Raw genomic sequence first — 12,556 nt, forward strand, 5'->3', positions numbered from 1 at the left:
AAATGAAAAACATTGTGCTCATTAGAAATGTAGCGGCTTCAGAATCAACGGAGATAAAGGAATCACGGTGAGCAAGTGACACGATGATGACTTTCACCCAAGGGCATAAGGGCGATTCGTGAAGTCACCTAGTTTCTGGGCGCTCGGAACTAGACATCACCGTTACAAACTTTCTTATCTCAATAAAAGTTTGTGCGCCCGTTTAATATCTGATATTCACCCTGTCCCTTTGTCCCCAATTTGATGAACTTTGTAATAGCGATATTGCTGTTTAGGTATGTTTTCGATAAAGTGAGTTGGTTTACCGATTGTAAATAGTGCTAGTTGGTGCATAGCTCTTGTACATGCGGTATAGAATAAATTTCGTTCTAACTCATCCTGATAATTGTCATTAGATGCATCGGCAATAATAACCGCATCGAATTCAATTCCTTTCGCAAGATATGCAGGGATTACTACAATACCTTTTTCAAAAGTGTGTGCATCCTGTGTCATTAAATGAACGTCAATGCGATTTTTTGATCGCACATATAAGTCCAAACACTCTTTCATCGTTTTTCCGATTAATGCAATCGTTTCGTTACCTTCTTCTTTATATTCGTTTATTTGATCCAACACTCTTTCAATCAAAATATCACGTTGTTCTACTTCCATTACAATTGGCGTATCCCCATCGCGTTCAAATGGCTCAATTAAATCACCATTGGGCATAAATGATTTGGTGAATTCTACGATCGGAGCTGTCGAACGATAGCTTCTGGTCAATACAATTCTTTCATGTTTTTCCTGCCATTTCTCTGATAATAAAGTCTCTTCTCTTAAAGCATGTGCATAAATGGCTTGATTAATATCCCCTAATAATGTCATACGGCTTACCGGGAACATCTGCTTCATCAATGTAAACTGAAAAGGTGTATAATCTTGTGCTTCATCGATGAACAAGTGTTGAATCGAGCGCTGAGCATCAAATCCCAACAAGCCTTTTTCAAAGTAAATATATGCAGGTGCATCTTCCCAGGTTATATATTTTTGTTTTAAATATTCATCCGTTATACGACATATTTCCTGCCATTGAGTTGGAAGTGTAACTTTTTTATCCACAGTCCATTCCATGCTTGTAAATAACTGGCGAAACGTTTTAAGTGGATCAACAAACGCTAATTGCTTAACCTTCTTTCTTAGTGGTCGAAGTCGCCAAGCAACTACTCGTTTACGTAACAGTTCTTCTTCACGATCATAGTCATCAAACGTCTCTTCCGAAAATTGGTTTTCTTCTTGCAATGTATTGTGGACATCGACATAATCTGCCCTTTCCAATAATTCACTTTCTTCTAATGCCCAATCTTTCTCTCTCTCAACCTTCTCTAGTCTTTTCAGTTGATACAGTATCCAATTGGCAACTTTTTCTAGGCGCTCTGGAATAGCTAAAGAGCTTTCTGTCTGGTAGAAATATTTTTCAACCATTTGTTTTGGGATAACGGTTTGCCCTCTAAACGTAATATTGCGAAAAACAAGTCCTTTATTAGCAAGTTGATCTAAAAAGTGATCGATTAAATCTTTATATTCTAAACTAGCTTTGTAGTGCATTGCTTCTACTCTTGTTTCATAATTCTCGGCTTGTTTTTGTAAATAATACTCCATTTGTTCGAAAGGAGTTTCCAATTGAAAACTGTCATCTAATTGCCGGTGCAAATATTGATAAAAGGTCATTTGTTGCATGTTATCTTCACCAAGATCTGGCAGAACAGTTGCTACATAACTGTTGAATAATGGATTTGGTGAAAAAAGTACGATTTGCTCGGACGTTAATGTTTCGCGATATCGATACAATAAGTAAGCTACACGTTGCAATGCTGCAGAAGTTTTGCCACTACCTGCAACACCTTGAACAATAAGTACCCTTGACTTTTCATTACGTATAATTTGATTCTGCTCTTTTTGAATTGTTGATACAATGCTTTTCATTTTCGTGCTTGCCTGATTACCTAGTACAGACTGGAGTAAATGATCACCAATTGTCAGACCCGTGTCGAACATTCCTTGTAATTCACCATTACGAATCATATATTGTCGTTTTAGCATTATTTCCCCGGAAATATTTTCTTGAACAGTGTCGTAACTTGCCGGACCTGGTGGATAATCATAGTACATGCTCGAAATAGGTGCTCTCCAGTCATATACGAGGAAATTTTCTTCTTCTTCATCCATCACAGAGGCCAAACCAATATAAATCGGTTGTTCAGCAGACTGGCCATCTTCCTTAAAGTCAATTCGTCCAAAATAAGGTTTATTCCTTAGACGGTGCAGAATATCTAAACGTTCACTTACTTGCCCATGACTTCGCTCCCGTTCCGACAGAAACTCTGCTTGCTGTTTGATACTGGCTTCTGTTTCAACTTTATCGTCCATTTCTTCGATATTTACCGTTACGTCTTCCCAAAAATCACGTCTGATATCAATGACATCTTCTTTTAAACCTTTTACTCTCGATTGCAGTGATGTGATTTTCTTTCTAATTTCACCCACTACCTCAGTTACCCTATGTTTTTCTTGCTGCCATTCTTGATCTTCTCGCTGCTCTGCCACTGATTCCACCTCCGTGACGTTTATTTTGTCATCTCTTTATTATATTCCAACTAAACTTGTATCAATCATAAACAGTTTGTACAGTTTGTGTTGTGACTAGATTAGCATAAAAACCTTTTTCTTTCATTAAAGACAAATGGGTTCCTTTTTCAATGATTTTTCCTTCCTTTAGGACAAGTATCATATCAGCCTTCTCAATTGTATTCAAGCGATGTGCAATCACAAAGCTAGTCTTCCCTTTCATTAATGTTTCTAATGCATCTGTTATTTTTAATTCTGTTATCGTATCAATACTGCTTGTTGCCTCATCCAATATTAAAATAGAAGGATTTGCGAGCATCGTCCTTGCAATCACAAGCAGCTGCCGTTGTCCCTGGCTAATCCCTTGCCCATTACCTTTAAGCACCGTATCATATTGCTTTGGTAATTGTTCAATAAAAGCATGGGCATTCGCCATTTTAGCAGATTCTTCCACTTCCTGATCAGTAGCGTTTAGCTTTCCGTAACGAATATTTTCTCTAACCGTTGTGTCAAATAAGGAAGAATCCTGTAATACGATACCTAAATGACTCCGAATGCTTTTATTTGTCAAATTCCTCATCGATTGGTCATCTAGTAAAATCTCTCCTTCTTGTTCTTCAAAAAACCTGGCTAACAAGGAAATAATCGTTGTTTTCCCTGCTCCTGTAGGTCCAACTAATGCTACTGTTTGACCCTGTTTTGCGTGGAACGAGATATCTTGTAAGACATGTTCATCGGTATGATAGGAAAATGAAACATGACGAAAAGCCACATCCCCTTTTACATGTTGAATATCCTGTTTCTTATGGTCTGTTTCTTCTTCTTGATCCATTACTTCAAACGCTCGCTCAGCACCGGCCACTGCGGACAAAATTGTATTAAATTGATTAGCTAAATCATTTAGCGGACGGGTGAACTGGCGTGCATAAGTCGTGAAAGTCACAATGATACCAATTGTAATGGTGGTTGCGTTCGTAGCTAGCACAACCCAGCCACCAAACCCGACAATAACCGCAAAACCGAAGTTATTTAAACCATTCATTAATTTCGGAATAAACCCGGAATATACTTGAGCCCAGTATCCTACCTTTCTTAATTTTTTATTATGTTGTTGATATTGATCGATCACACGATGCTCCTGGTGAAACAGTTTCACCATCGAGTGACCTGATAATGTTTCCTCTAAAAAACCAGTCATTTCACCCAGTTCATTCTGTTGTTCCTTAAAATAATAACTCGTTCTATTCGTAATCCATTTCATTCCGAGATACATTAACGGAACAATCGTTATAATCATTAGAGTTAAAAGCGGACTAAGCAAGACCATCACAACTAATGTTCCCACTAGTGTCAATATACTTGTCGTCACTTGAATGACAGCAGTGTTCAACGTTCTGCTGACATTTTCAATATCATTGGTCAGCCTGCTCATCAAATCCCCACTTTGGGATTTCTGAAACTGTATAATCGGCAAACGTATAACATGTTCAAATAATTCTTTCCGCATTGCAAAAACGGCATTTTGCGAAACATCAATCATCCAATAATTTTGCAGTGCAAGTGTTACAGAGTGTAAAACAAAAACGATGGCTAACAGCATAAGAATTACTTCAAATGCTAAAACACTTTCTGCTCCTGTCATTATATCTACAGCTACTCCAATAAAATATGGGCCAAGCAAGGACAAAACAGCACTTAAAAACACCATGACTAAAACGAGCCAAAACATGATCTTGTCTGCTTTCATATAGTTCCAAATGCGAGTTATGGTAGCGCGCAAGTTTTTTACTTTTGGTTTTTTGCCTATCATGGGGTGATGTCTTGATGGGGGCTGAACTTCTCCTTTTTTGTTAGTCATCAAGTGTCACCCCTTTCTTTTGCTGTGAATCCCATAATGTTTGATATAAGGCGTTCGTTTGTAGTAACTGCCGATGTGTTCCCAATCCGACAATACTCCCTTTTTCTAACACAATAATCTGATCAGCATCTTGTACAGAACTAATTTTTTGTGAAACGATAAAAGTAGTACATCGCCTCTCCCTAATCGTTGCTAACACATCTGACTCAGTAGTAGCATCTAGTGCACTGGTACTATCATCGAGCAGTAATACATGCGGATTATCTGCTAGTGCGCGGGCAATGGATAATCGTTGTTTTTGCCCCCCTGACAGGTTTACACCTCTTTGACCGATTACGGTTTGATAGGTATTTGGCAAAGTCATAATAAAATCATGCAGTTGGGCTTCTTTCGCAACTTTTTCTGCTTGCTCTTGTGACAGATGCTCGTTTCCCCATGTAATATTATCTAGTATTGTTCCAGAGAATAAAAAACCTTCCTGAGGTACTAACGTCACATCGTGTCTTACCTTATTTCCTAATTGCTCCATCGGTTTACCATCTACATAAATGGTTCCTGCTGAGGGATGATAGAGATATGGAATAAGATGTAATAATGTTGTTTTTCCTGCCCCGGTTTCTCCTAAAATACCTATCTTTTCTCCTGCCTTAACCTGGAAATTAATAGCTCTTAATACTTCCTGACTTGTATCGGGATAGGTGAAAGAAACATTGTCAAATTGAATATCACCTTTAATCATCTCTCTTTGCTGCTGTTTGATAACCACATCATCTGCCGGTTGCACAAGAATATCATTAATTCGGTTCGCGGAAGCTCGCCCTCTTGATAGGTTCATGAGTAAAAAGGCAAACACACCAAAGGATGCCAGCATTCTTGTTGCATAGTTGATAACACCGACTACTTCACCAGCCCTAGCTGAACCTGTGTCAAGTTGAATAAAACCAAACCATAATAATCCAATCATAGCTATGTTCATAATTAACATGACAATGGGCATGACAATTTCCATTACCCATAATGCTTGTCTATTTTTATCCTTCAGTTTTGTATTCACTTTTGAAAAACGGTTATTTTCAAATGTCATACGATGAAATGCTTTCACTAGTTTTATTGCCAACAGGTTTTCACGAATAACGTTATTAACTTGATCAATCCACCCCTGCACATGACGAAATAGCCTCATTCCTTTCAACATTAACCAAAACATAACCACAAATAAGATAGGAATCGTAGCTAATAAAATTTGAGCCAAAGGTATGTTTAAGGTAAATGACATCACAATGCCAAAAATGATAAACAAAGGAGCCCGCAACATAATCCGCATAAAGGCAAATAATAGGTTTTGGACTTGTATCACGTCATTCGTCATTCTCGTCAATAATGTAGATGTGGCAAATTGTTGAATTTTCATCGCTGAAAACATTTGAATATTACGGAACAAATCGCTTCTGATATCATATCCTACACCTTGACTGACTTCTGCTGCAAAAAAGGAACTTGTAATACCGGCTGCAAATGCCAATAAGGTGATTGCTAACAGAATGGCTCCATACAAATAAATAGTTGACATATCTTCTGCGATAATGCCATCATCTATCATTTTTGCCATAATAATCGGCTGTACCAATTCTACAATTAACTCTACAACCATTAGAAATAGTGCTAGGAACATTGCTTTTCTATATGTATTTGCATATTTAAATATAATTTTCATTGTTATCCTCCATTATCTCTCTATTCTATATTATAACGGAATTAAAGCGCTTCCTCCATTCATGTTGTTTAAGAAGGTGTAAATTTTGTAAAGTAACCGATAAAATTGTTATGTTTTGGTAAATCATATAGATTTTTTAACGTGTTCGATAGATAATGACATTGCAAGAAAACTATGGAGTTCACAAGGATCCTGTCACCTTTTTACCACTATAATAGAATTTATTGTTTAATCCATAGATAATATTCTTGTAATATTAAGATTTTTAAGGGGGATTTAAGAGACATGAAAAAATTACTTTTATTGTTAGTCGCTTTGTTAACTTTCTTTGTTATCACAGCTTGTGGTCAAAGTGATGATTCAAACGGCAGCAGCAATGATGAGAGTGAACACACAGAAGAAAATACCAACGAGGATACAGATACAGAAGAAACAGCAGAGAATGAAGCAGAAACTAGTGAAGAGGCAGACATGCCTGAAGAACTTGTTATGGGCTTTGTTCCATCACAAGATTCTGACACAATAGCAGATACCGTTGAACCTCTAGCAGACAAGCTTTCAGAAGAATTAGGAATTCCGGTAGAAGGAAAAGTTATGACAAACTACACTGCATTAGTTGAAGCAATGGGAACAAATGAAGTACAAATCGGTTTTATCCCTGCTTTTGCTTATGTACTAGCAAACGAAAAACATGATGTAGAGGTTATCTTGAAATCTGAACGTTATGGAAGTGGAACATATGTAGCACAATACATTGTCAGCGCTGATTCTGAATACGAAGAATTAGCGGATCTAGAAGATGCAGTTTGGGCTTTTGGTGATCCATCTTCTACAAGTGGTTACTTATTCCCAGCAGCACAAATTATGGACGAATTTGGTGTAGATGATCCACAAACAGAATTTTTCTCTGAAGCATATCAAACTGGTGGGCACGATAACTCAGCAATTGAAGTTTATGAAGGACGTGCAGATGTAGCAACTACCTTCGATGATGTTCGTACTGAATTGGAAGAAGAATATCCGGATATCATGGAAGAAACAAAAATTCTTGGACATACAGATGAAATACCAAACGATACGATTTCTGTAACACCGGAATTAAGTGATGAGTTGGTACAAACTATTAAAGATTCCTTCTTATCATTTAATGATGATGAAGAAATGATCCAAATTATGAATGATGTGTACAGTTGGGATGCAATCATAAAAGCTGAAGACAGCGAATATGACGTTGTACGCAGCACTTACAACAAGTTTGGTGACGATATAAGCTTAGATTAATAAGAAAAGTTTAAACAGGAGAGAGCATGCTCTCTCCTGTTTCCATATAAATGAAAGGGGCTAGACCATGATTGAGTTCAATGATGTCTCACTTGTCTATCCAAATGGGACAGAAGGGTTAAAAAACATAGATCTAAAAATCAACGAAGGAGAATTTGTGGTTATTGTCGGCCTTTCTGGTGCAGGTAAATCTACTTTTATTCGCAGTATTAACCGTCTCGTAACACCTACTAGTGGCTCTTTATTAGTAGAAGATGAAGATATTTTAAAAGCTAATGGCACAGACTTACGAAGGCTCCGCACCAAGATCGGCATGATTTTCCAAAGCTATAATCTGGTAAAGCGGTCAACCGTTTTGAAAAATGTTATATCAGGTCGCTTAGGTTATACAGGTACATTAACAAGTATTTTGAACATTTTTTCTAAAGAAGATAAATTATTAGCTTATGAAAATTTGAAACGTGTAAACATTGAGGAGAAATTATATAACCGTGCTGATGAACTGAGTGGTGGGCAGCAGCAACGTGTTAGTATTGCACGTGTGCTGACACAAAAACCGAAATTAATATTAGCAGATGAACCGGTGGCAAGCCTTGATCCACCTACATCTCATCAGGTAATGAAATATTTAAAACAGATTAATCGTGAAGATAAAATCACAACGATTGTGAATCTTCACTTTATTGATATGGCAATGGAATATGCAGACCGAATTATCGGTATGCGTGCTGGTGAAGTGGTTTTTGATGGACCAGTTAGTGATGTGACTGAACAAACATTTGAAGAAATCTATGGTCGCTCTATCCGTGATGAAGATCGTCGAGGAGGGGTGGAGGATGAGTAAAGAATCTTCCTTCGTTCCAAAAGGTTTATATCCTTTTAAAACCAAGTTGATCATTACTTTAGCTTTAATTGTTGTCATCGGCTTTTATTTACTTAGCTCAATCAAAACGGAATCATTTATTTTTCACTTTTTTGTGAAGCTTCCGAATGTTTTTGGCTTAATTAGTGATTTTTTCCCTCCTGATTGGAGCTATATCAACCAAGTATGGCCAAAATTGTTTGAAACATTACATATAGCTATTATCGCAACCACCATTGCAGTTATTATCAGTATTCCTTTTTCTTTATTAACTGCAAGTAATGTGACAACCAATACTTGGATCTATCAAGCAATGCGTCTCTTCTTAAATATTATCCGTACGATCCCGGATATTATTTTAGCGGTTGTATTCGTCGGTTTATTCGGTATTGGTGCTTTTTCTGGGATTATCGCATTAATTATTTTCGCTGTCGGGATTCTGGTGAAACTGATGAGTGAAGTAATTGAAACGATTGACATGAATCAAATAGAGGCCATTCGTGCATCAGGTGGTAATGGATTGCAAACAATTAGTTTTGCTATTGTGCCTCAAGTACTGCCACAATTTATTTCATTTAGCCTGTACGTATTTGAAATAAACATCCGTGCCTCACTAGTATTAGGGTTGGTTGGTGCCGGTGGAATTGGACAATTATTAAACACACAAATTAACTTCATGAATTATCCAGCTGTTAGTACGATTATTATTATTGTATTTGCCGTTGTGATTGTGATTGATATCATTAGTGGTAAGTTAAGGGAGGGACTTGTATAATGTCAGGACAATTGACCCTTCCAGAAAAACCAAAAAGTAAGTTTTCATTATATAAACGAATTGTCATTTTTATAATTATTGCGTTGATTTATATTTGGACGTTTACAAGCCTTGAAATACGCTGGGATACTATTTTCAGTGAAAGTACATTAGATAACATGGATCGAATTATACCGAAGTTCTTCCAGCCAGCTGTCGAAGAAACCGGGAATATTCTCGAAATGATGTTCGAAACATTGTTTATAGCCTATACCGGATCATTAGCAGCAGCTATCATTGCCGTGCCACTTGCATTCTTATGTGCTTCAAACATGGTAAGCAACAAATTTCTTAATAATATCGGCATGTGGATTTTAGGTGGAGTACGAGCCTTTCCTGAGATTGTGCTTGCAATTATTTTTGTGGCCGCTGTAGGCCCAAATCCTTTTGCTGGGGTATTGGCGATTGCAATTGGATCGACAGGAATGCTTGGAAAGTTATATTCCGAGGTTATTGAGTCAATTGATATGAATATTATTGAAGCTTTGGAAGCTAGTGGAGCAAATAAATTACAAATTCTATTTTACGGGATCTTTCCACAGGTATTACCTGAATTTCTATCCTATGCGATTTATCGATTTGAGATCGATGTTCGTGCTTCTTCCGTGCTGGGGATCGTTGGTGCGGGTGGTATCGGTACATTGATTACCTTTGCCTATATGAATCGGAATTGGGAAGAAGTTGGGATGATTCTGTTAGTAATTATAATTACTGTTACCATTATTGATCAGATTTCAGGGTTTATTCGTAAGCGACTGGTTTAAAATCTATGACAATGTTTTTAGAGTGAGCTAAATAACAGCTCACTCTTTTTTATTGGACATAATCATATTTTACTCTATTAATCTATGCATTTTTCTCACAACTTATATTATCTCATGTTACAATTTGTAAAGAACATCTTAGAGAGGACTTTAATCATGCAAAAAATCAAAGGACCATTGTGGTTCGTTTTCATTATATTAATTGGTGTATTGTTGTTCACATTGATACAGCCTGTCTGGTCAAGCGAACAAACAAAACAAACAATTGATCAAGATAAGCCCGAAAAGAAAAGCGAAATAGAGACTCCCGTTGAAAGCAAACATCCAGGCCTGGATGTTGTAACAAAGACAAAACAAGCAAACAATTATACTTCATCCATCACGGTTCCAACTACTGAGAGTAGTGATATTAATGATGAAATTCACCAATGGTTGAATAAACAAGAAGAGGAATTCTTAAATAGATTAGATACGGATATTGAATTACCTGAAGAGGATTACCTTGCTCATTTGAATATTCAATTAGAAACAAGCCAAATTACTAACAATGTCTATAACTTGACGTTCCAAACGTATCAATACGCTGGAGGCGCCAATGGTATGGATGAGGTTATGCCATTTACGATTGATGTTAAAAAAGGAAAAGTCCTGAAAATTGATGATGTAATGGACGTAGACGAGGATGCTAAAGAAAAGATCATCACGCAATTAAAGACCACTCTTCAAGAGGATAAAGACAAAGCCTCATTCGTTTTCTTTGATAAAATAGAAGAAGTAATGGATAAACCTTCTGATTGGAAATGGGGAATTAGTAAAGAGTTCTTCACTATTTATTTTGATGAATATGAGGTCGCCTCAGGTGCTGCTGGTGCCATTCAAGTAGACATTCCCATCGATGATGTAATTCTTCATTTAAAGGATGATCTAGTTAAAGAAATGGAGCTTACAGAGAAGCAGGAAGTGCAAAAGGAAAAAGTTGAACAAGAGATTAGTGAGCTCGATCCAAACGGAAAATATGTAGCATTAACGTTTGATGATGGACCACATCCTAAGGTAACGCCGCAAATACTTGATACATTAGAGGAACATGACGCAAAAGTAACATTTTTCATGTTGGGCACACAAGTAGAATATTATCCTACTTTAGCTAAACAAGTGGCAGAAGCAGGACATGAAATTGGCAATCATTCGTTCAACCACACTGATATGACAAAGGTTGGTCAATCGGAAATAAAAGAAGAGTTTAAAGATACAAATGAACTAATTAAAGAAGCCACTGGGATGCAACCAACAACGATTAGACCACCATATGGCGCTTATGATCAAAATCTGTTAACTGTGTCTGAAGAGTTAGCTTCGACCACTATCCTTTGGTCAGTAGATTCACTTGATTGGAAGAGCAGAGATGCTGACAGCATTAATAAAACAGTTATTAACAATGTCGACAATGGTGCGATTATACTCATGCATGATATTCACCAACCAACAGCAGATGCCTTATCTGAGTTATTAACCAATCTAGAAAATGAAGGATATGATTTTGTGACTGTATCTGAATTACTTCAACTTCATAATAAGAAAGATATCGGCCCGTATTATAAAGGATAATAAAGACCGAATAAGTAAAGCCGTCACAGTTATTAACTATGACGGCTTAGTTTTTGGGTAAGGTCCCACCTGTCCCCTAACCTACATTAATTGAATAGACCTCTAATGGAGTCGAGAATGTTTTGGAAAAAGTTTTTGACTCCTTGCCAAAATCCTTCGGTGTCGCCTCCAGTTACTTCGTCTATTTTTCCTTTGAGGTCACTAACGATTGTTTCCAATTGTTCAGTGACTTGACCGAAGTCGATATTCAAGTTTCGCATTTTTTCAAAAAGATTAGTGAGCATCTCCCGGTCTTCCGGGCTTAATTCAATATTTAATTGGTCCAATTGCTCACTGACAATGCGTTCTACATCTTCTTTGGTTGCTGGATTTTGTTCTGCGATCTCTCGCTTAATTTCACTTAATAGCTCACTTACTTTTTCTTGATCAACGCCCGAATCTTCTGCTAAATCTGTTGCTACATCTAATTCTTCATTGGCTACTTCCATTCGACCCTTGTCTAGTGATTCACCATCGACATTAAATGCTTTGTAAATTCCTGTAAGTGCTGAATGTCCAGATACCTTTTTCGGTGATGCTACTTCAATAAGTGCATTCTCTACACCTGCTGTTAACAAGGCATTTGCGTACATTTCATTGGTTACTTCCGTAATATTTTCCGGATTAACAACATTGACAACCACGCCATTCCCTTCATCTTTACGCGTGATTTTTGCGGAAGAGTACATATTAGAACTTGGATCTCCACCAATGTAATTAACAAGGTCTTCTGCCGTGACAATATATTCTTCTACTTGTTCAGGGTCTGTTGCGTTTAATAAACTTCTTACTTTATCTTTATCTGAATCTGATAGCGCCTCACCGAGCACTACTTTCGGTTTACCATTTTTCTCGTCAATGACATTTTGATCGCCCGTACTTGCTAGGACAAAAGGTGTGACAGCTAGTCCAATTAAGGTCACTACAACAAGCATCCATGTTATTTTTTTCATAGATTAACTCCTTTTCACGATAATACTTACTATTATAGTATGATCGATTTTTATAA

9 protein-coding genes are annotated in these 12,556 nt (G+C 37.1%); 5 read left to right on the plus strand and 4 right to left on the minus strand.

What is annotated here, in order from left to right:
* Positions 1–216: 216 nt before the first annotated feature.
* The 3 genes from helD to BM121_RS06235 all read right to left on the minus strand — a co-directional run bounded on the left by helD (position 217) and on the right by BM121_RS06235 (position 6,179).
* Complete coding sequence (gene helD / locus BM121_RS06225) at positions 217–2,586, minus strand: RNA polymerase recycling motor HelD (RefSeq protein WP_091482466.1); 2,370 nt, start codon at positions 2,584–2,586, stop codon at positions 217–219.
* Positions 2,587–2,647: 61 nt separating this feature from the next.
* A complete protein-coding gene (locus BM121_RS06230; protein ID WP_091482468.1) occupies positions 2,648–4,465 on the minus strand; it encodes an ABC transporter ATP-binding protein in 1,818 nt (605 codons plus the stop codon).
* Positions 4,458–6,179: an ABC transporter ATP-binding protein gene (locus BM121_RS06235; protein WP_091482470.1), complete on the minus strand. Its 1,722-nt coding sequence runs from the start codon at positions 6,177–6,179 to the stop codon at positions 4,458–4,460. The genes BM121_RS06230 and BM121_RS06235 overlap by 8 nt, the downstream gene beginning before the upstream one ends.
* 285 nt (positions 6,180–6,464) lie before the next feature.
* Between BM121_RS06235 and BM121_RS06240 the strand changes: the two genes are divergently transcribed.
* The 5 genes from BM121_RS06240 (at position 6,465) to BM121_RS06260 (ending at position 11,508) form a co-directional block, all read left to right on the plus strand.
* The gene (locus tag BM121_RS06240; protein WP_091482473.1) at positions 6,465–7,460 is read left to right on the plus strand and encodes a phosphate/phosphite/phosphonate ABC transporter substrate-binding protein; all 996 of its coding nucleotides are present in this window, start codon (positions 6,465–6,467) and stop codon (positions 7,458–7,460) included.
* A gap of 67 nt (positions 7,461–7,527) precedes the next feature.
* The gene (gene phnC, locus BM121_RS06245; RefSeq protein ID WP_091482475.1) at positions 7,528–8,304 is read left to right on the plus strand and encodes a phosphonate ABC transporter ATP-binding protein; all 777 of its coding nucleotides are present in this window, start codon (positions 7,528–7,530) and stop codon (positions 8,302–8,304) included.
* Positions 8,297–9,097, plus strand: a complete 801-nt coding sequence (gene phnE / locus BM121_RS06250; protein WP_091482477.1) for a phosphonate ABC transporter, permease protein PhnE — start codon at positions 8,297–8,299, stop codon at positions 9,095–9,097. Before phnC ends, phnE (BM121_RS06250) begins: the two co-directional genes overlap by 8 nt.
* A complete protein-coding gene (phnE, locus tag BM121_RS06255; protein ID WP_091482479.1) occupies positions 9,097–9,900 on the plus strand; it encodes a phosphonate ABC transporter, permease protein PhnE in 804 nt (267 codons plus the stop codon). Before phnE (BM121_RS06250) ends, phnE (BM121_RS06255) begins: the two co-directional genes overlap by 1 nt.
* 156 nt (positions 9,901–10,056) lie before the next feature.
* Complete coding sequence (locus BM121_RS06260) at positions 10,057–11,508, plus strand: polysaccharide deacetylase family protein (RefSeq protein ID WP_175495347.1); 1,452 nt, start codon at positions 10,057–10,059, stop codon at positions 11,506–11,508.
* A gap of 86 nt (positions 11,509–11,594) precedes the next feature.
* Here BM121_RS06260 and BM121_RS06265 read toward each other — a convergent pair whose 3' ends face one another.
* On the minus strand, positions 11,595–12,500 hold the full coding sequence (locus BM121_RS06265) for a DUF1002 domain-containing protein (protein ID WP_091482483.1): 906 nt from the start codon (positions 12,498–12,500) through the stop codon (positions 11,595–11,597).
* Positions 12,501–12,556 lie beyond the last annotated feature (56 nt).

The organism is Gracilibacillus orientalis (genome assembly GCF_900114645.1).
Lineage (GTDB): Bacteria > Bacillota > Bacilli > Bacillales > Amphibacillaceae > Gracilibacillus > Gracilibacillus orientalis.